Origin of the sequence: Chryseobacterium oncorhynchi, from assembly GCF_002899895.1 — a bacterium.
GTDB classification, from domain to species: Bacteria; Bacteroidota; Bacteroidia; order Flavobacteriales; family Weeksellaceae; genus Chryseobacterium; species Chryseobacterium oncorhynchi.
This window is the reverse complement of sequence record NZ_PPEI02000003.1, coordinates 429,774-450,492: the sequence shown is the minus strand read 5'-3', so window position 1 is coordinate 450,492 and position 20,719 is coordinate 429,774. Positions and strand designations below refer to the sequence as shown.

Below are 20,719 nucleotides of genomic sequence, written 5' to 3'. Positions count from 1 at the left end.
AAAAAATACAATAATGAAAAAACCAAGCTACGTTACCGATAAAGCATTAAAAACTTTTATAAACAGCGCCTTAGAAGAAGACATTCAGGATGGAGATCACTCTACCCTTTCCACCATTCCAAAGGATCTGGAGCAAAGTGCAAAGCTTTTGGTAAAACAGGATTGTATTTTGGCAGGCGTAGAGCTTGCAGAAATTATATTCACAACTTTTGACAAAAATTTAAAAATTGAAACCTTCCTTAAGGACGGTGATACAGCAAAAGTGGGAGACATAGCTCTTATTGTAACCGGAAGTGCAAGATCAATACTTTCCACAGAAAGACTTGTTCTTAACTGTATGCAGAGAATGAGCGGAATTGCAACACTTACTCATGAATGGGACACCAGATTAATTGGTACAAAAACAAAGCTTTTAGACACCAGAAAAACCACTCCGAATTTCAGAATTTGTGAAAAATGGGCCGTTGCTATTGGTGGTGGTACCAACCACAGATATGGTCTTTATGATATGATTATGCTTAAAGATAATCACATCGACTATAACGGAAGCATTACTAATGCCGTAAAAATGGCAAAAGATTATGTTAAAAAAAGCAAGAAAAAGTTAAAAATTGAAGTTGAGACAAGAAATCTTGAAGAAGTTCAGGAAGCCATCAATGCAAAAGTTGACAGAATCATGCTTGATAATATGGATGTAAAGACCATGAGACAAGCTGTAAAGATGATTAATGGTTCTTGCGAGTCTGAAGCTTCAGGTGGAATTACCCGTGATATGCTTAAAGAAATTGCTTCTACAGGAGTTACGTTTATCTCTGTGGGCGCCCTTACACACTCGGCTGAGAATATCGATTTGAGTCTCAAAGCAGTGAAATAGCGTTGAATTTTTAATAAAAACACCCCCACTTTGTTAGAAATTCAATAACATGACTTTTTTCATGTAAAATGTTGTTTTTTGCTCATTTTACTGATAATCAAACGATTAACATTATTAAGACTGATTAAAAATTAACATTGAGTTAATAATAGTTAAAATTAATTTCGCGAATTTTGCAGAAAATTAAATCTAATTATTACTAACGATTATGAAATTAATCAACAAATCGATGTTATCTGCAGTAATCACATTATCTACAGCTAGCGTCTATTATGCTCAACAGGTTCAGGACACAGTAAAATCAAAGTCTACTGACATTGAACAAGTTGTAATAACTGGTGTTGCCGATATCGCTAAAGATAGAAAGACGCCAGTAGCAGTTTCAACAATTAAGGAAGCACAAATTGTTGAAAGATTAGGAAATCAGGAATTCCCTGAGATCTTGAATACAACACCATCAGTTTATGCTACTAAAGGTGGTGGTGGTTTTGGAGACTCTAAATTAAATATTAGAGGATTTAACCAAAACAATATTGCCGTAATGGTAAACGGTATGCCTGTAAACGATATGGAAGGAGGATCTGTTTACTGGTCAAACTGGGCAGGATTATCTGATGTAACTTCTGCTATGCAAGTACAGAGAGGTCTTGGTTCTTCTAAATTAGCTATCGCATCTGTAGGAGGAACTGTAAACATTCTTACAAGAGCAGCTGATAAAAAACAAGGTGGTATTGTATCTTTAGCAGTAGGGAACAATGACTATGTAAAATCTCTTTTCGCTTACAATACAGGAAGATCTGAAAAAGGATGGGCATCTTCTTTCTTAATGTCCAGAACTGCAGGATCTATGTACGCTGATGGAACTAAGTTCGAAGGGTACAACTACTATTTCGCTGTAGGATATAAAAAACCAGGAGGTAATCATGAGTTTCAATTTACAATTACTGGAGCTCCACAATGGCACAACCAAAGATCATACGCAATTACTATTGGAGATTATATAAAATTCAATCCTGATAATGATGGAACTCCAAACAGAAGATACAACTCAGATTGGGGATACCTGGATGGAAAAGAATATGCAACAAGAGTTAATTACTATCACAAGCCGGTAATGTCATTGAACTGGGACTGGTCAATGAGTGAAAAATCAAAGCTTAACACTGTATTCTATGCATCTTTTGGTAGAGGTGGTGGAACAAACACAACAGGTTCTGCTAACGGGAAGAGCTTAAACAGTTTCAGAGATCAAACAACAGGTTTATACAACCTTGGAGATCTTTATGCAGCTAACCAGGCTTCAACTCCGGATAAAGGTATTCTTATTAGAAATGCTTCTATCAACTCACACAACTGGTTTGGTGTAATTTCTAGCTTCAACCATACAATCAACGATAAATTTAAGTTCTCTGCAGGTATTGATGCAAGATATTACTATGGTTACCACTATCAGGTAGTTACTGACCTACTAGGAGGAAGCGGATATCTTGACAAGAACAACAAAAATATCCCGCCTAACTTGGTAACAGCTGTATCTAAACCAGAATCAAGCTGGAATCCATTTGGAGGTAAGGTTGATGACATGAACAACAGAATTGGTTATAGTAACGACGGTGAAGTACTTTGGTATGGAGCTTTCGGACAATTCGAATATACAAATGATAAGGTTTCTGCATTCATTCAGGGATCAGTTTCCAACCAAGGTTTCCAAAGAATTGACAACTTCATTATTGATGGGGTTTCTAAGTCTAAAAAAGGAGAAATCATGAATACTAAAACAGGATTCAAAAACCTTTTTGGATATAACATTAAAGCAGGTGTTAACTATAACATCAACGAACAGCATAACGTTTTCGGAAATATTGGATACTATGAAAAACAACCATTCTTCAGCGCAGTATACAGAAGTAATGAAAACATTGTTTCTCCAGATCTTAAAAATGAAAAAATCTTTGGTGCAGAAATCGGATACGGATTCAGATCATCAAGGTTCAATGCTAACGTTAACCTATACAGAACTTCTTGGGATGACAGATACCTTCGAAGAAGCGGGGTAAGAGATGTTATAGCTGGAAAAACTGGTTATGTAGAGATGAACGGACTAAACGAAGTTCACATGGGTCTAGAAGTAGATGCTAGCTATAACCTGAACAAACTATTAACAGTTAATGGTATGTTCTCTGTTGGAGATTGGTACTACAAAGGAAATGCAACTGCAGCTCTTTTTGAAGACAGCACAAACTTACCTCTTAACTTCCCTGGAAGCACAAGCAACGAAACTACTCTATACTTAGATAAAGTAAAAGTAGGTGATGCCGCTCAAATGACAGCTTCATTAGGTGTTACAGTAAGACCTGTTAAAAACCTAAGCTTTGATGCTACATGGAGAAATACTAACAATCTATATGCAAGCTTAGATGCTTTCAACTTTAGATCTCAAGCTGCTGCTGACAGAGGAACTCTAAAATTACCAAGCTTTAACTTATTTGATTTAGGTCTTTCTTATAAAATTAACCTAAACAGTAAGCAATTCTTTACAATTAGAGGAAATGTATATAACTTGTTTGATACAACTTACATTGCAGAATCTAATACAAGTAACCATATTAAAACGGTAGGTGATTTCACAGCTACGCCTACAGCTACGGCTCAGCAACAATATGATGCTTATATCAACAATCCTAAAAACTTCTACAAAGGATTAGATACTTCTAACCAGGTATTCTTCGGATTCGGTAGAACTTGGACTGCAACTCTATCATTCAACTTCTAATTATCACAATATTAGATTTTATAAATATGAATCCCGGCTTTGAGCCGGGATTTTTGTTATCTTTGTGTACAAAAAAATAGGATTATGGATTTTTACAAGATTTTTCTTAGTGCACACAAAGGATTCGGATATTTAGAACTTCTTTTAGTTGCATTATTTATCATTGCACTTTTAGCTACTATGTTCGGCTTCAGTGGAAAAGTGAACAAATTTTTAAAGAAGACTACTCTCTTCACGATGATTTTCTTCCACGTTCAGTTTTTATTAGGAATATGCTTGTTATTCATATTTTCTCCAGGTTTTAAAGCTGCTTTAGATTCCGGAACATTAATGAAAGATGCTTACAGCAGACAAACATTTGTTGAGCACCCATTCTCTATGCTTATCGCAGCAGTATTAATGACCATCATCAACAAAAAAGTAAAATCAAACGATACAATTTCCCTTGGAATTACCATTATGGGATTAATTGCAGTAGGATTATTTGCATTTGCATTCCCTTGGGTAAAAGTCTTTGGGGCTTAAAAAAATAAAGAAATTATATGTGTTATAATTTATAAATAGTTTAATCTTAAATTTTTAATTAAATCAATGAAAGTAGCTGTAGTCGGTTCAACAGGAATGGTTGGACAAGTTATGCTTAAAGTTTTGGAGGAGAGAAACTTCCCTATAACAGAATTAATTCCAGTAGCATCTGAAAAATCTGTAGGTAAGAAGGTGAAGTATAAACAGAAGGAATTTACTATTGTAAGCATGAAGGACGCTATAGCTGCCAAACCGGATATTGCGATCTTCTCTGCAGGAGGTTCTACTTCCCTTGAGTTTGCTCCTTTGTTTGCAGAAGCAGGAACAACTGTTATTGATAATTCTTCAGCTTGGAGAATGGATCCTGACAAAAAATTGGTTGTTCCGGAAATCAATGCTGATGTGTTGACCAAAGAAGACAAAATTATTGCAAATCCGAATTGTTCTACCATTCAATTGGTTATGGTTTTAGGACCTTTGAACAAAAAATATGATTTAAAAAGAGTGGTCGTTTCCACTTACCAGTCTGTAACAGGAACAGGTAAAGCGGCAGTAGATCAATTAAACGGAGAGATCAATGGCGATGATTCTATCGCTAAGGTTTATCCATATCAAATCTTTAAGAATGCATTACCTCACTGTGATGTATTTGCAGATGATGATTATACTAAAGAAGAAATCAAGTTGATGAAAGAGCCTAAGAAAATTTTAGGTGATGATACATTCAATTTGACTGCAACAGCAGTAAGAGTTCCTGTTCAGGGAGGTCACTCAGAAAGTGTAAACATCGAATTTGAAAACGAATTTGAGCTGGATGAAGTAAGAAAGATCTTATCTGAAACCCCAGGAGTTGTGGTGATGGATGACGTTAAAAACAACCACTACCCGATGCCTTTCTATCTGGAAGGAAAAGACGAGGTCTTCGTAGGAAGAATAAGACGAGATCTCTCGCAGCCCAAAACGCTCAACCTTTGGATCGTAGCAGATAACCTAAGGAAAGGAGCCGCAACAAACGCTGTACAAATTGCAGAATACCTTGTAGCAAACAACTTAGTATAAACTAACAAAATAAAAAAGAGTCTCAAAATTGAGATTCTTTTTTTTATCAAACACTTTATGAATACCCCGAAAAACACCCATAAAGACAAAATAGGATTTCAAAAGATCATTGCGGCATTTGGCGTAATCCTTTTTATCGGAAAAATCATCGCTTGGAAATTAACCAATTCCGATGCTGTGTTCTCCGATGCCATGGAAAGTATCGTGAATGTCATCAGTGCATTCATGGGACTTTATTCTCTTCACCTTGCAGCAAAACCTAAGGATGATGATCACCCTTACGGTCATGGTAAAGTAGAATTTGTAACTTCCGGTATCGAGGGAGCCTTGATAGCCATAGCAGGCCTCATGATCATTTATGAGGGAATCCACAGTCTCATTGTAGGGAAGACACTCAGCAAGATCGATTTAGGAATATGGATTATTGCGGCTACCGCTGTTATCAACTACCTTTTGGGCTATATTTCCATAAAAAAAGGAGAAAGAGAAAATTCTCTGGTCCTTATTTCTTCCGGAAAGCATCTACAATCAGATACTATTACAACCCTAGGTGTAGTCATAAGCTTAGTAATTGTATATTTTACAAAGATTTATTGGCTGGACTCTGCCGTAGCATTAATCTTTGGGCTTTACATCATCTTTGTAGGCTATAAAATCGTTCGTAAATCGTTAAGCGGTATTATGGATGAACAGGATCCGGAAATATTAAACCAGATCATCAGAGTCCTTGAAGAAAACAGAAAAACAGAATGGATTGATGTACACAACATGAAAATTCAGCAATTCGGAGCTTCTCTACATATTGATGCCCACATTACCCTTCCCTGGTATTACAGCCTGCGTGATGCGCATAATGAAATGGAAAAAGTCATTCTTCTTCTGGCAAAAAACATTAAGCGTAGTATTGAGTTCAACTTTCATATGGATGATTGTAAACCAATATCATGCTCCGTTTGTCAGATCAAAAACTGCCCCGTACGGGAAAAGGACTTCGTGAAACGTGTAGAATGGACTCCTGAGAATGTAACCAGTATAGATAAACATACAGTAGAGTAATCTAAAGACAAAGAAAATAAAGAGGGCTGAGAAAGCAAAAATGTAGATTAAATGTCAACATTACTTGCTTTTTCAGCTTTCCTTGTTTCCAGACACTTTTTCCATCATCTGCTTTCTATAATAAAATATTGGAATGATCAATAATATAATCAAAGGTTGTATCACAAATCTTCTCATATAGAATGAAAAAAGATATCCTATTTCAAAATGATTATGAATACAATACAGATATATGGATAGGGAAATTACAAAAATAATGATCATCATAATGGCCCCCTGTATTGTCCATTGCCTGTTTTTAAATAATCCTTGAATAATCAAACAGGAAAACAACAGGTTAAGAAGAAACCGAAATAAATGCCCCAAAATTAATTTTCCCCATTCAAATATGGGAAACTCAATATTTTTATTGGCTTCATGAAAATATCCCAGAAAAGGATCATAGAAAAGTTTTTCTTCTAACACCCTTATTCCTATCAGACCACAGATCCCGGAGATAACTAAAAGCCAATTAAGAATTTTCATGTTTTAAAGCAAAGAATTTAATCCAAACAAGCCAAAGCACAACCACACTTCCATAGATAATAGCAGGAAAAACAAAGTCATGAAACATTTTTCCATACTCTTTATGATCCACCATTACAATGTTCAACCCTACGATCCGTAAAAGATTCATAATATAAAGCAAGACCAGACTCACTCCTACAAAAACAAATGTCTTTACACCTTTATAAAATGCAAAAATAAAAGACACAAACAAGATAATAACAGAAACAGCATTGCATCCCTCTACCATCCTTGTTACATATTGATTCTTTACATAGAACCAAACCTGTTCATTTTTACCATCATCATAAAGCTTTGTCGGGTACGCTATAACATTCTGTACAGCACTCACCTGATCGGCAATTATTCTAGAAAAAGGATCCAAACCGAAATCCTTATTAGCGTTCAGATAAAATTGATAAGCAAAAAGCAACACCAGATAAATAATGATGAAGCGAAGTAAAATACCTAACACTGGCTTAAAGTCCTTTAGCATGCTACAAAGATAAAAATTAGACTGTAATAATCTGAGTCCAAAGTAAGAAACTTCAAACATAAGATAGAAAGCCAGTTACAGTAGAATAAAATCCACTATTGAGTGATAAATTATAAAAAAAATTCTTAGAAATTTCTGAAATACAAATCAGTTCAGATAATCGTAATTTATCTTTTGCTTCTTTTCAAGGCGATCTTAAAACTATCTATATCCTTTATTTCCAACTCATGTTAAATTAGTATATTTGTTTCAATATTATGACTTCTGAAAACGCAAAAAGATTTTTTGAAAACCATCTTGGTAAAAAATCCACTGAATTCATCACACTAGCTCAAAGCGGTTCTGCGAGGGTAAATTTTCTGGCCATAACCCCTACTGAAAAATATATCATCACCTACAATGAAAATATTCCGGAAAATGAAAGCTTCCTGTATTATTCTCAGGTATTCTCAGAATTAAGCCTTAATACGCCTGCTATCCTATCTATTTCGGATGACAGAAAAATGTACATCCAGCAATTTTTAGGAGAAAAAACCCTTTCGGAAGTAATTACAAAAGAACATGTTTCACAGGAGGTAAAGTCATTGGTACAGCAAACCCTGGAAAAACTTTTCCAACTGCAGATAAAAACCCAAGGGAAAATTGATTTCACAAAGACATTTGAATATGAAAGTTATGATGAACTGCCAATCATTCATGATCTTTACTACTTCAAAAATTTTGTAGCAGACGTTCTGGAGCTGGAATATAACAAATCTACCCTACTAAAGGAATTCAAGAAAATTGCTTCACTTGTAGAAAATCTGGAACCTAAGGGAATTATGATCCGTGATTTTCAGGCAAGAAATATCATGGTGAATGGGAAAAATGAAGTTTCATTCATCGATTATCAATCAGCAATGAAAGGCCCTTTAATGTATGATGTCATTTCTTTTCTTTTTCAGGCCAAGGCAGATTTCCCTGAAGACTTTAAAAATGAAATGCTAGATTTTTACATTCAATTATTTGATAACCAAGAAATTAAAATTCAACTAAGAAGATCGGTTAAACCCATTCAAATGATGAGATTTCTTCAGGTATTGGGAGCTTATGGTTTCAGAGGCTTGATCCAGAGGAAACAACATTTTATGGCAAGTCTGGAAAAAGGAATTCAAAATATCACTCAGTTTGCTTCTTGCTGGGAAGAAATGGATAACTATCCTGAACTTTTTAAAGTGATCCAGCAACTAGCTACAGATAAAGTAAAACAAAAAATTGATACTATTTTAAAGTAAAAAAATAATAAAGAAAATGCTACACATCGATATACACAGTTTTTCGTACAAGAAAGGAGGAATTCCAAAAGATGATTCAGGAAATGGAGGCGGTTTTGCCTTTGACTGCAGAGGAATCCTAAACCCAGGAAGAATTGAAGAATACAAGATCCAAACCGGAAATGACATTGGTGTTCAGGAGTATCTTGAAACAAAAACTGAAATGCCTAAATTTTTAGAGCTAATAAAGTCTCTCGTGTCCATCAATATTGATGATTATCTTGAAAGAGGTTTTGAAAATTTACAAATCAATTTCGGATGCACAGGCGGACAGCACAGATCTGTATATTCTGCAATAAAAATTGCTGAATTCATCAGAGAAAAATACCCGAACGGAACAGAAGTAACCATCCACCACGATGAACAGCCACAACTCAACATTAGTAATTAGTAATGAGCAATAAGTAATATTTACTTATTTATTTTAACGACTCACTACTTATCACGCATTACTCATACTATATGAAAGCTTTAATTTTCGCCGCAGGAAAAGGCACCAGACTTAAACCGTTTACAGATCATCACCCTAAAGCACTGGCAAAGGTGAATGATATTCCACTTTTGGAGAGAAACATCAAGTACCTGAAAGGTTTTGGTATACAAGATTTTGTAATTAACATCCATCATTTCGGAGATCAGATTGTTGATTTTTTGAATAAAAATGATAACTTCGGATGTAACATTGAAATCTCGGATGAAACCAACGAATTGCTGGAAACCGGAGGCGGCTTAATTTTTGCTAGAAAATTTCTTGATCATGGAGAAGATTTTCTAATCATGAATGCTGATATTTTAACCAATATAAACATCAATGCTTTGGTAGAATATCATAAAAAGATAAAAGATTTTGCTACTTTAGCAGTTTCGGACCGTGAAAGTTCGAGAAAACTTCTTTTCAATGATGACATGGTTTTAAGAGGTTGGCTGAATGTACAGACAGGAGAGCAGAGACTTGCAGAATTCAACAAAGGATTTAAGGCTCTTGCTTTCAGTGGTGTTCATTGTATCAACCCTACCATCTTTGAAAAAATAAAAAGAAAAGGCAAATTTTCTGTTATGGAAGAATATCTGGATCTGATGCAGACCGAACATATCCACGGTTTTGTACATGACAGTCTTCTTATAGATGTCGGAAGACCAGAATCTGTAATAGAAGCCGAAAAACATTTTAAATAAATTTTGTAATGGGAATTGATGGAACGAGGGATGAAAGTTTAGTAAATCCGGAATTTGATATGAACGAAATAAAGCTACACGACAGTTTCAGACAAAAAACTTGGGACGAAACCGTTACCAAGGACAGCTGGATGGTCTTCAAGATCATGGCTGAGTTTGTGGATGGCTATGAAAAGCTGGCAAAAATTGGCCCATGTGTTTCTATATTCGGTTCAGCACGTCTGAAACCTGATAATAAATACTATGAAATGGCCGTAGAAATTGCTGAAAAGATTACAAAGCTAGGCTTCGGAATTATTACCGGAGGTGGTCCAGGAATCATGGAAGCAGGAAATAAAGGGGCTTTCAATGCCAACGGAAAATCAATTGGACTTAATATTGATCTTCCTTTTGAGCAGCATTTCAATCCTTACATCAACAAGTCTTATTCTATGAATTTCGATTACTTTTTCGTGAGAAAGGTAATGTTTGTAAAGTATTCCCAAGGTTTCGTGGTTATGCCCGGAGGTTTTGGAACTTTAGATGAGCTAACGGAAGCAATGACATTGATTCAAACCAACAAGATTGGTAAGTTTCCGATTGTATTGGTAGGAAGTGAATTTTGGGGTGGATTACTGGATTGGTTCAAAGCAACGCTCTTAAAAGAAAGCATGATTGCAGAAGATGATTTGGATCTTTACAGAGTGGTAGACACTGCTGATGAGGCAGTAGCACACATTAAGGCTTTTTATGATAAGTATTCTGTGAATGTAAATTTCTAATTGGCATATTATTTGTGAACTATAACTAGCAAGTATGATTGTAAATCTATTAATTAAGATGAAAAAACTTTTATATATATCAGGAATTTTAACATGTTTTGTGTTAATGAGTTTTATGTATGTAGACTTTTTCTCTTCAATGACCAAGGTGGATTATATTGATGGAAGCAAGACATTGAAGTTTACCACAAAAATGAATACAAGCCATATCTCTGATGCTATTAAGATCAACCCGAATACAGCCGGATTTGAAGCAGAAGTGAAAAAATATGTGAACAATAATTTTGATGTATTTGTCAATGGTGCTCCCAAAACAATTACTTTCACCGGAAGTCAGATAAGCGGAGAAACTGTATGGGTATATTTTGAAACCGGAGGAGTTTCAGATATCAATACCTTAAAAATTAAAAACACGATCCTCTTAAGTGCTTTTCCTAAGCAGATTAACCTCGTAAACATTGCCTACAAAGGCAGTCAGAAAACGATGAACTTCCAAAGGGGAAAAGAGGTAAATGAGGTATCTTTTTAAAAGAATAATTTTTAAAATATAAAACCACTGCTGATGCGGTGGTTTTTTGTTTATAGGTAGGTCTTATATTTATTCTTTAAGAATTCTAAAACCAACAGGATAGTATTATTTTTCAATACACAAAGAACCAATCTCTACATGTTTAAGGATAAAGACGTTCAACATTTTCAGCATTCGCAATTATTTTATGTACTCTTCATTCTTATGCATGCAATGTTCAATATATAAAGTTGAAATCCTAGCTAAAAAATAGTCTACACAACTTCTATATTGGTTCATTTTTTCTAAAGGTTCTCCTTTAATAGCTTGCATTAAGCAAATAAAAAAACCGGCTCTTACGAACCGGTTTTAATTTTATAAAAACAATAATTATTGTCCTTTGATTTTAAAGTCATCTATCTCCCATGTTGCGGCAGCAGATGTTGTAGAGGTATATTTGAATGCAATTCTTACATTTTTACCTAAGAAAGCACTTAAGTCAACATTTCCAGAACTTACCCAGTCTCCAAATGCATTTGAATTGGTATCCAGATTTGCCGGAAGTGCAGTCCAATTGGTTGTTGCTACGTCCCCTGTATAGTTATCTGTAGCAAATACCTGTAATGTATTTCCTGCGTATCTTACGTCAGTAGTAAAGGTTACAATTCCTTTAGATTTTCCAACTAAGCTTACTGCTTTAGAGATTAACCAGTCTTCGTTCGCAAAGTTATTACCCGCACCTCCTGCATTACCATTCATCATTGCGTAGTAGTTTGTTCCGTTTCCTTGGTTAGATGTTCCCCAGAATTGGTTTGGTCCAACCTTGTTCACAACTGTCCAATCTGAACCGAAACCTCCTGCAGCGAAATCATCACTGTAAAGAAGCGGAAGAGGAGTATAAACGCTTCCATCACATCTAGGGTTATTCAAATTAAGATCTGTAAGCTGTGTAATCCATAATTGGTAAGTACCATTAAATACACTTAGGATAGCATACACATCTCCTTTTCCACCTGCAACCTCAATAGCACTTGCTGCTTTGATCCCAAAGATAGCACGTCCGCTGGTTCTCAGTGTAATTGTTTTTCCTGAACAGTCTTCTAACGTTCTGTTTGAAAGAGCTGATCCGTCTGCATATGTTTTTCCTAAATCACCATTAATGAATTCAAGATCTTTAATTTTAATCCATCTTCCTACATCAGCAGTTGTTATTTGAGAGATTGATCTTTCGGTAGCTACAACTGTTCTTGCCGGTGCATTTGAATCAAATAGAGATTTGTATACATCTTCTTCTTTAATTCTGTAACCAATAGCAGAACTTGAATCATTAGATCCAATCTGAAGCTCTCCTGCAACGTTTCTGATATATAAACCTTTTAATTTAATATTCAGATCTTTTCCTACTTTGAATCTACCATCAAGGAATAAATCAGCTTTGTTGATATTTACCTTGATTCCTCCTGTTGCATCTTCTACATATAGATACTTAAATAAGTTTCCTGTTTCATCATTAGCAGTGATCTGAGCTTTCAGGTAGAAATCTCCTGTAATCTGTACCAATCCGTTTGGTGCTAATGATCCTGCAAGCTGCTTAATATCTGATACTGTTTTCGCTGTAAGGTTTGTAGCACTGAATCTACAAGGATTTTCCTGTAGTTTATCTAAACGAGGGAAGTGTTTGTCTTTTCCATTAGCATCTAGTGCACCACCTTCCATATCAAGGTCAGATACCTTATTGATATAGAATTGATAAGTTGTAGTAGAACCTGACTGGAACTTACTGTAAATTCCTTTAAGTGTTCCTTTTCCTGCAGGAAGAGTCTGGTTTGCAAATGAAGCAAATCCACTGTTTCTTACTACTGCTGTATTAACGTATGTACTACTTGATTCATTCCATCCTTGTCCAATTCCTCTGTCTACAGTTTGACCGTTAGGAGCAAAGTTTGAACATAGAGCTTTACTATCAAATTCTACCTCATTCAACTGAACAAGACAACCGATTAGGTTTTCGTTATTTTTCAGCTCAGCAAGAGTTAAAACTTTTGGAATAATTTCACCTCTTGTTGTACATGATCTGAAGATAATACCTGGAACTGATTTTTCCGGGATTCTGGATACTCCATTAGCAGCTGATTCAGCTCCTGTTTTCACTCCTAATTGTACAACTCCACCGTAAGTTCCTATTGAAAGGCCATTAAGCTTTACATATATCTTAGATCCCTGAGGGAACTTAGTATAGCTACTTACCATGTCTACACTAATGGTAAAACCATGCGTAGGGTTTGCTAATGCATCCTGGATATAGATTGTTTTGTAAACGTTACCCGTTTCATCCGTAGAAGAAACATATCCTACCATATAAAGATCATCTGCTTCATTGTTAGGAGTATCATCTTTAGGGAAAGTATACACTGTATTATTTTGGAATTTTGCCTTTACATCAGCAAATGGCATTGCAATTCCTTGCTTGTCTGCACAGTCATACCCGTCTAGGTTAGGTTGGTCATATTTATCATCATGCACACATCCTACTGTTACCAATAGAGAAGCTGCTGCGATAAAAATATATTTTAAAACTGAATTATATTTTTTCATTATAGTCGTCGTTATTAGAATCTTAAATAAACATTAGTAAAGAAAGTTCTTCCTCTGTCATACCAAAGTTTTGGTCCGAAGTAAGGAGTACCTCTTTGGTATTCTGCAAGTGCATCCGGGAAGTTTGAATATCTTCCTTGTTCGAATCCACCTGTTACGTAATTTCTGTTATTTAAAATGTTATTTACTGAAACGCTAACACCTATTCTGTACTTTCCGAATTGGAAAGACTTCCCTGCGTTAGCATTCAACATAAATTGATCATCAAATTTCTTCTGTGCTGTAAGCTCTTGAATAAGCTCTGGTGTAACACCATCATAAAGAAGACCTCCTGTACCCGGAACCGTGTACATTGCAGCTGTTTTATTGATTGCTGAGAAATCAAGATACTGATCCATCAGGTAGTTTGCAGATGCTCCTACCCACCAGTATTTAGGAGAGTTATACTTCAATCCTAAAGAGAATGCCTTTTGTGGTGTTCCCGCTACTTTATAGTCCTTAATATTAGCAGAACCATAGCTTCTGAATCCGTTAAGGTCATCAAATGTATATACCTGAGGAGTATTTGTAAATTTATATTGACCAACACTTGCTACCCCAACTGCGTTAAGCGTAGGTGTAACCTTTAGATCAAATCCTAGTTCTGCACCAAGATATCTCTTGTCTGCACCACTCATAGCCTCATTAACCAGTGTGTTGTATGATCCTGTATTATTGGAAGAAACTGCTAAGTAATATCTTGAAATCTCTGTTGAGTTACTAATTGTAGTATAGTATCCGGATATTCTAAGCTTTAGAATCTGACCTCTCATGATATAGCTGATGTCATTAGAGTTGATCACCTGATTTTTAACTCCTGGAGTTAAGAAATCTCCCATTCTTGGGTTAATGAAGATCTCATTAAGGGTTGGTGCCAAGCTAAATAATGCTCCGTTATAAACAATAAAGTTCTTTCCGTTGATTTTGTAAGTAATCTTACCTTTAAGTCCCGCATCCAATGCATTATAAATAGCACTCTTTCCTTTTGAGTTATCCAAAAATATTGCATTTCTGAATTTCCCGTCTCTGTAAGCTTCAGAATATGAAGAGAAGATGGAAGCTACCACATTCCACTTGTTGAAATCAACTTCGGAAGAAACATTTAATGAATAATGGTTTCTTGTTAATTCATAAGAATATTGAGTTCTGTCTCCCACTCTAACCTGTGTGTTGGGATCATCAACATTGTATTGAGTATCATTATTAAAAGCATTAAGGTTATTGGCGTAGTTAGCCCCTAATAAATCATTAATTCTTCTAAAGTTATCTGATTTTAAGTTCTGATAATTGAAGTTAATATTCAATTTCCAGTTGTCTTTAAGTCTTGTATCAAAGTGTGATGCAATATTTAAAGTTTTATCTTTATTTACATCATCCACCAATGTGTAGGAAGCTCCTCTTGCAGTTCCATCCATATTGGTTAGGTTAAGACGATTGGTATTGTATAGATCATTCCAGTTGATCTGTGCCTGTGCTCTGAATTCATCAGCAGTCAAAAGACCAAAACTTGGTAATTTTCTGTAATATGTAGGGTTTGGATCTGCAGCGTGGAACCAGTCTAATCTACTTCTTGCATCGCTACCAAACTGATAGGAAACCGTATTGATCCAGTTTGAGTTTTTACCAATTTTCAGGTAATCTGTCAACATAAATACCGGCTCATACACATTTCTGATTCTGGAGTTTCTTTTTTCTCCATCCTGCCATCCCCAGTATGAGTTATAGTTTTTCCCCATGATGTCATACACCTCTTGGGTATTGGGTGAATTGGAAGCTCTGTAAGTAGGAGATCCAAAGGCCGTTAAGTTAATAGAGTGTCTGTCACTGAATTTCTTCTCGATAGACGCAAAATAAGCGTAAGCATCCTGATAAACTCCGTCAAGGATTGCTCTATCTCCCCATCTTCTACTTGCAGAGAACGTAAATGCCCAACCATTCTTAGTAAGACCTGAAGAATAAGTAGCAATGGCTCTGTGCAGGTAACTTCTGTTCGTAAATGAATAAGCTAGTGAAGTCTGCTTTCTATAGCTGGAAGCTCTTGTATTATAATAAACAGCACCTCCTAAATTACCAAAGGTATATTCTGAAGGAGTGATGTTATCTACATTTTCGTAAGGGTATCTTGTTACATCATTAAGACCACCCCAGTTATTAAAGTCTACTTTTCCATCATCATTTTTAGACATGGAAACACCATTAAACATTACATCCTCAAATCTGTTGTCTACTCCTCTTGGTCTGAACCAGTAAGCACCTAGTTCAAACGCGGAAACATTTTGGAAAGCATCTCTTCCTGAGCTTAAAAGTCCTACAGTAGGCTGCATAGATGAGCCTCCATCTTCAGTATCATTTGCTGAGTCATCAATAACTATTACTCCTGCGTCTGATCCTAAATTGTAATTAAGTGTAATAACACCTAAATCTTTTCTCTTCTCATCCGCAGCTACATCAAACTCTAGGATCTTTGACTCAAAGTTTGGTTTTGTTACCGTGATAAGATAATGGCCAGGTTTTAAATCCACAAACTGGAAGTACCCAATTTTATCCGCGGCTGCATCGTTCCCGGACTGTGCTAGATCTACTTCTGCTTTCTCTAAAGGCTTACCATCCTGATCTTTAACATACGCGTAAACAGTAGTTTGCGCAAAGTAAAAAGAAGCAGGCATTAACGTAAACAAAGAGATTAGGGATAGTTTTTTAATCATAATAAACTTATTTTTAACTCCTTCTTTATTTAAGGGGCAACAAATTTAGGACTATTTTCATTAACTAAAACATTTTTAGTTATTTATTCTATTAAATTTTCTTAACCTACCATCATTATCCTAAAAAAAAGTGCAATTTTTAATCAATCACAAAAAATGAAAGATCATCTTACGAAAGCAACAAAACAATCATGATAGAAATTATGAATCTCATAGGAAACAGCTCATTTCTTAATAGCAAATAAAATCCAATCTATAACTAAACAACACCCTCCAGCACCTCTTATTGGGCATTTCAACTCATTCTTAACCTTTTCTTAAACTAAACTCAGATCATTTTAATCTTTATTCTTATATAAAATTAGTAATTTTACCCCCTCAATTTTTTGAATATACTAAGAATATGAAAAAATATTTAATCATTGCCGCTTTGTTTTGCTTTGGCTCCGCTTTCTCACAGCAGAAGCAGGTAAAAAGAGCAGCTGTCGCATTCCTAAACGTAGAAAACCTTTGGGATACAATTCCTTCTGCAGATTATATTGATGGAACACTACCTCGTTCCAATCCTAAATTTCACAGAAGTGTACCCGTGGATTCCCTGAAATATCTTGAAACAACAGAAGATTATAAAGGAGAATGGAGTGATGATCTATTGATTGGAAAAAAAGTAATCAGAAAACAATTCTTATCTGAGGACTTTACAGTCAACAGCCCTAAAAGATGGGGTTCAAAGTACTATAACCAAAAATTAGCAAATGAAGCTAAGGTTATATCAGAACTTGGAAGACAGTATACTAATGACAATCCTGCTATCTGCGGATTGATTGAGGTAGAAAACAGACAGGTTATCGAAGATCTTATCAAGCAGCCGGCATTGGCAAGAAGTAATTATGGAATTGTACATTTCAATTCTTATGATTCAAGAGGAATTGATGTAGCCATTATTTATCAGAAAGGAAGATTTTCAGTTTTGGATTCTTACAAAAAGGAAATCAAAATTTATGATGAAAATGGGAAAAGAGAATATACCAGAGATATTGTAATCGCAATAGGTTTATTGGATGGAGAAAAAGTAGGAATCTTTATGAACCACTGGCCATCCAGAAGAGGTGGAGAAGCTATTTCCCTTGCAAAAAGAAATACTGCCGCTACTGTCCTAAAAAGTGAAATGGACAAGGTAACTGCTGAAAACCCGGGAATCAAATTATTCTCAATGGGTGACTACAATGATGATCCGGTAAGCCCAAGCTTAAAGAAACACTTAGCTGCAGTGGGGGATCCAAGTGAACTGTCTGACAAGACTCCTTATTATAACTTAATGTATAAATTATATAAGGCAGGTGTAGCTTCTTTAGCTTATAGAGATGCTCCGAACTTATTTGACCAAATCATTGTTTCAAGAAACCTTTATTCTCCAGAAAAAATAACCCCTACCTATAGTATATATAAAGCTGAGATCTATGCTCCTGCTTATTTGGTAAACAAGGAAGGGCAATGGAAAGGATACCCGTTACGTTCTTGGGACGGAGACCGATTTACTGGTGGATACAGTGACCACTTCCCCGCGGTTTCTGTAATTCAGAAAGAATACATAAAAAAATAAATACAGAAAAGCACTCTAATCAGAGTGCTTTTTTATTTTAATATTACTACTAAGTTGATAATCTATCAAAAATCAACCTCATAATATTTATTAATAAAAAGCACAATAAATAGAGATATAAATTTTAAAATAAGCTAATAATTAAAAATAATTTAAATATTAGGCTGGGTTTTAATTATATTTGTATATCACTGAATTATGATTTTTCAGTGAATAATAACCTAATAACAAAAATTAAAACCATGAAACACTCATTACTTATGGCGTGCTTTTTACCCATGCCTTCACTTTCTACTATTCTAAAAATCCAAATACCGGATAAAGCTTTAAATCAATTCATTAATTAACATTATTAAAATCTGTAAATTATGAAAAATACATTTAAGCTTATCTTATTTTCAATTTTACTATCCTGGAAACCTCTCTACTCACAATCAGGAAGTGATATTATTTTCTGTCTAGACAATAGTGGCTCTATCACTGATGTAGCTTTCAACCAAATGACCGTTTCCACCATGAAACTTATGGAGCAGGTTTTAAAGTGCAATCGCGACAATCGGGTTTCTGTAGTACATTATGGAACCGACTATAAGGACATGACTCCCTCTCTTCCACGAATTTATATAGAATCTAATTTCACCAATGATTTAGCAACAGCTCAAACGTTCTCAAGAAGATTAAAAAACGGCGATCATTTCCATGATGCAGTGAGTTTAATAGGATCTGCTCTTGATCACTACCCTCATCCTGATATTGTAAGTCCTCAAAAAACATTGGACAAACATCGTGAGAGACCATTAGTAATCGTCTTGTTTTCTGATGGTGAAAGAGCCAATGGTAATCTGAGCAGTGGTTCTTATTTGGTTAACTTCAATCCTCCAAACGGACTGCATGAGGATAATGCTTTTGCAGCCTTTACAAAATTTAAAATGGACAGAAATGCAAAGTTTATTGTAGTGCATGTAAGTGACTATTCACCCTATATAGAAGCTGCTGCCAACATCGCGAGCCGCGGAGGTTCATATAATGGACCTATTGAACAATACAATGATGATCCGGATCACAATCTACTTCCTAGATTTTATTTGAATAAGACCAATTTCACTTTAACCAATACTGAAATAACTGATTTAAGTAATAGTATATGCAAAATGAACACAGGAAGCCTTGAGTTTACTTACCAAGTACGTTCTTGCAAAGAAGTAACAAGCTTCCCGTTACAGGTAAATGGAAACTATGCTATCCCTATGGGCGCAAATATCGTCAACTTTGAGATATCTCTTTTAGATATAGCAACAAGCACAGTGTACCCAACATCTGCGGCAGTTAATTTCCCTAATCCTAATGAGTTTGAGTTTACAATCAATCAGTCAGACTTAACCAACCCACCTTCAGGGCAGTATAAATTCATCGTTGAGATGGTTTACTCTTTAGGAGGGAATAATGAGGGAATTCATGCTGAAAACAATCTTAGTTATTTACCATATGACTTTATGTACTGTACCGGGAACTTAAAGATAGATACTCCTCCGGTTGCTATCCCTGCTAAAATGATCAAACCTTCAGATAAATATTACCGTATTGATCTTAATGCAGATCCTAACAACACGAAATCTATGCTTAAAGAACAAATTCAGCAGAAAAACATTCAGGTTTCACCGAACCCGAGTAATGGTGTTTTTGTAGTATCGCTTGATAAAGTACGTTCAGGATCAGTACAGGTTAATGACATCAATGGTAAGATTGTTTTTGAAAAGTCATTCAGTAATGAAAAGGAAGTGGCTGTTAATATTCATTCACTCCCATCTAATACATATATTGTAAAAGTAAGTTCAGGAAATGAAGTCTTTACACAGAAAGTAATTAAAAGATAAATTTTAAAAGTATTAATACGAAAAAAGGTTCAGAAAATTCTGAACCTTTTATTTTTATAATAGTTGAAAATTATTTGTTGAATAATTCTTCAACCTTATCCCAGTTTACTACATCAAAGAATGCAGAAACATAATCAGGTCTTCTGTTTTGGTAGTTTAAGTAATAAGCATGCTCCCAAACGTCTAGTCCTAAAACCGGAGTTCCTTTAACGTCTGCTACAGGCATTAATGGGTTATCCTGGTTTGGAGTAGAAGAAACAGATACTGAACCGTCAGCATTCTTTACTAACCAAGCCCATCCTGAACCGAATCTTGTTTTAGCAGCATCAGAAAAATCAGTTTTGAATTTTTCAAGACCACCATAGTTTTCAATAGCAGCTTTTACGTTTCCTACTGGCTCTTTGCTTCCTCCTGGAGTCAAAATTACCCAGAATAAAGAGTGATTGAAGTGTCCTCCACCATTGTTTCTTACAGCTGGCTTATCAGTTCCTGTCTGGCAGATCTCCTCGATTGTTTTCCCTGCTAAGTCAGTTCCCTCTATTGCTTTATTTAAATTGTCAATATACGCTTGGTGATGCTTTGTATAGTGGATCTCCATAGTTTTCGCATCGATAGTTGGTTCTAATGCATCATATGCATATCCTAGTTTTGGTAATTCAAATGACATAATCTTTATTTTTAATGTTATAACCCAAAATTAGCCAATATTTAAGCTATTATCAAAGATTGGGGATTACTTTAATAAATCTTTAACATTGACACATTGATTTAGAATGAATTAAATTTTAAATATTTTTTATTCTCAAATATTTAAGC

At 35.2% G+C, this 20,719-nt stretch carries 17 protein-coding genes; 12 read left to right on the top strand and 5 right to left on the bottom strand.

Translation table 11 applies throughout. The annotated features are described in order from the left end of the window. Positions 1 to 13: 13 nt before the first annotated feature. The 5 genes from nadC to C1638_RS12280 all read left to right on the top strand — a co-directional run bounded on the left by nadC (position 14) and on the right by C1638_RS12280 (position 6,287). Complete coding sequence (gene nadC, locus C1638_RS12300; protein WP_109621354.1) at positions 14 to 874, top strand: carboxylating nicotinate-nucleotide diphosphorylase; 861 nt, start codon at positions 14 to 16, stop codon at positions 872 to 874. A gap of 208 nt (positions 875 to 1,082) precedes the next feature. After that, positions 1,083 to 3,647, top strand: a complete 2,565-nt coding sequence (locus C1638_RS12295; protein ID WP_109621352.1) for a TonB-dependent receptor — start codon at positions 1,083 to 1,085, stop codon at positions 3,645 to 3,647. Between the two features lie 84 nt (positions 3,648 to 3,731). After that, positions 3,732 to 4,172, top strand: coding sequence for a hypothetical protein (locus C1638_RS12290; protein WP_109621350.1), 441 nt, complete (start codon positions 3,732 to 3,734; stop codon positions 4,170 to 4,172). 66 nt (positions 4,173 to 4,238) lie between these two features. Continuing rightward, the gene (locus tag C1638_RS12285; RefSeq protein ID WP_109621349.1) at positions 4,239 to 5,231 is read left to right on the top strand and encodes an aspartate-semialdehyde dehydrogenase; all 993 of its coding nucleotides are present in this window, start codon (positions 4,239 to 4,241) and stop codon (positions 5,229 to 5,231) included. 57 nt (positions 5,232 to 5,288) lie between these two features. Next, positions 5,289 to 6,287, top strand: a complete 999-nt coding sequence (locus C1638_RS12280; protein ID WP_109621347.1) for a cation diffusion facilitator family transporter — start codon at positions 5,289 to 5,291, stop codon at positions 6,285 to 6,287. A 72-nt stretch (positions 6,288 to 6,359) separates the two neighbouring features. On the opposite strand, the gene C1638_RS12275 is transcribed toward C1638_RS12280, so the two are convergent. Both C1638_RS12275 and xrtF read right to left on the bottom strand, forming a co-directional pair. Further along, positions 6,360 to 6,812: an exosortase F system-associated membrane protein gene (locus C1638_RS12275; RefSeq protein ID WP_109621345.1), complete on the bottom strand. Its 453-nt coding sequence runs from the start codon at positions 6,810 to 6,812 to the stop codon at positions 6,360 to 6,362. Further along, a complete protein-coding gene (xrtF, locus tag C1638_RS12270; protein WP_109621343.1) occupies positions 6,799 to 7,329 on the bottom strand; it encodes an exosortase family protein XrtF in 531 nt (176 codons plus the stop codon). Before xrtF ends, C1638_RS12275 begins: the two co-directional genes overlap by 14 nt. Before the next feature lie 257 nt (positions 7,330 to 7,586). Between xrtF and C1638_RS12265 the strand changes: the two genes are divergently transcribed. From C1638_RS12265 to C1638_RS12245, 5 genes are all read left to right on the top strand, one after another. Continuing rightward, positions 7,587 to 8,603 (top strand): aminoglycoside phosphotransferase family protein, encoded by a 1,017-nt coding sequence (locus C1638_RS12265; protein ID WP_109621341.1) that lies wholly within the window; start codon positions 7,587 to 7,589, stop codon positions 8,601 to 8,603. Between the two features lie 16 nt (positions 8,604 to 8,619). Further along, positions 8,620 to 9,033 (top strand): RapZ C-terminal domain-containing protein, encoded by a 414-nt coding sequence (locus tag C1638_RS12260; protein ID WP_109621339.1) that lies wholly within the window; start codon positions 8,620 to 8,622, stop codon positions 9,031 to 9,033. Positions 9,034 to 9,104: 71 nt separating this feature from the next. Beyond that, positions 9,105 to 9,818 (top strand): nucleotidyltransferase family protein, encoded by a 714-nt coding sequence (locus C1638_RS12255; RefSeq protein ID WP_109621337.1) that lies wholly within the window; start codon positions 9,105 to 9,107, stop codon positions 9,816 to 9,818. A 59-nt stretch (positions 9,819 to 9,877) separates the two neighbouring features. Beyond that, the gene (locus C1638_RS12250; RefSeq protein ID WP_109621772.1) at positions 9,878 to 10,579 is read left to right on the top strand and encodes an LOG family protein; all 702 of its coding nucleotides are present in this window, start codon (positions 9,878 to 9,880) and stop codon (positions 10,577 to 10,579) included. Between the two features lie 58 nt (positions 10,580 to 10,637). Beyond that, the gene (locus C1638_RS12245; protein WP_228428145.1) at positions 10,638 to 11,108 is read left to right on the top strand and encodes a DUF6702 family protein; all 471 of its coding nucleotides are present in this window, start codon (positions 10,638 to 10,640) and stop codon (positions 11,106 to 11,108) included. Positions 11,109 to 11,477: 369 nt separating this feature from the next. Here C1638_RS12245 and C1638_RS12240 read toward each other — a convergent pair whose 3' ends face one another. Both C1638_RS12240 and C1638_RS12235 read right to left on the bottom strand, forming a co-directional pair. Next, positions 11,478 to 13,682 carry a DUF5689 domain-containing protein gene (locus C1638_RS12240; RefSeq protein WP_109621333.1) on the bottom strand — a complete coding sequence of 735 codons (2,205 nt, stop codon included), beginning with the start codon at positions 13,680 to 13,682 and terminating at the stop codon, positions 11,478 to 11,480. A gap of 14 nt (positions 13,683 to 13,696) precedes the next feature. Beyond that, positions 13,697 to 16,426: a carboxypeptidase-like regulatory domain-containing protein gene (locus tag C1638_RS12235; RefSeq protein WP_109621331.1), complete on the bottom strand. Its 2,730-nt coding sequence runs from the start codon at positions 16,424 to 16,426 to the stop codon at positions 13,697 to 13,699. A 403-nt stretch (positions 16,427 to 16,829) separates the two neighbouring features. On the opposite strand from C1638_RS12235, the gene C1638_RS12230 reads away from it, so the two are divergent. Both C1638_RS12230 and C1638_RS12225 read left to right on the top strand, forming a co-directional pair. After that, on the top strand, positions 16,830 to 18,029 hold the full coding sequence (locus C1638_RS12230) for an endonuclease/exonuclease/phosphatase family protein (protein WP_109621329.1): 1,200 nt from the start codon (positions 16,830 to 16,832) through the stop codon (positions 18,027 to 18,029). A 368-nt stretch (positions 18,030 to 18,397) separates the two neighbouring features. Beyond that, positions 18,398 to 19,903, top strand: a complete 1,506-nt coding sequence (locus tag C1638_RS12225) for a T9SS type A sorting domain-containing protein (protein WP_109621327.1) — start codon at positions 18,398 to 18,400, stop codon at positions 19,901 to 19,903. A gap of 70 nt (positions 19,904 to 19,973) precedes the next feature. Here C1638_RS12225 and C1638_RS12220 read toward each other — a convergent pair whose 3' ends face one another. Continuing rightward, positions 19,974 to 20,570: a superoxide dismutase gene (locus C1638_RS12220; protein WP_109621325.1), complete on the bottom strand. Its 597-nt coding sequence runs from the start codon at positions 20,568 to 20,570 to the stop codon at positions 19,974 to 19,976. Positions 20,571 to 20,719 lie beyond the last annotated feature (149 nt).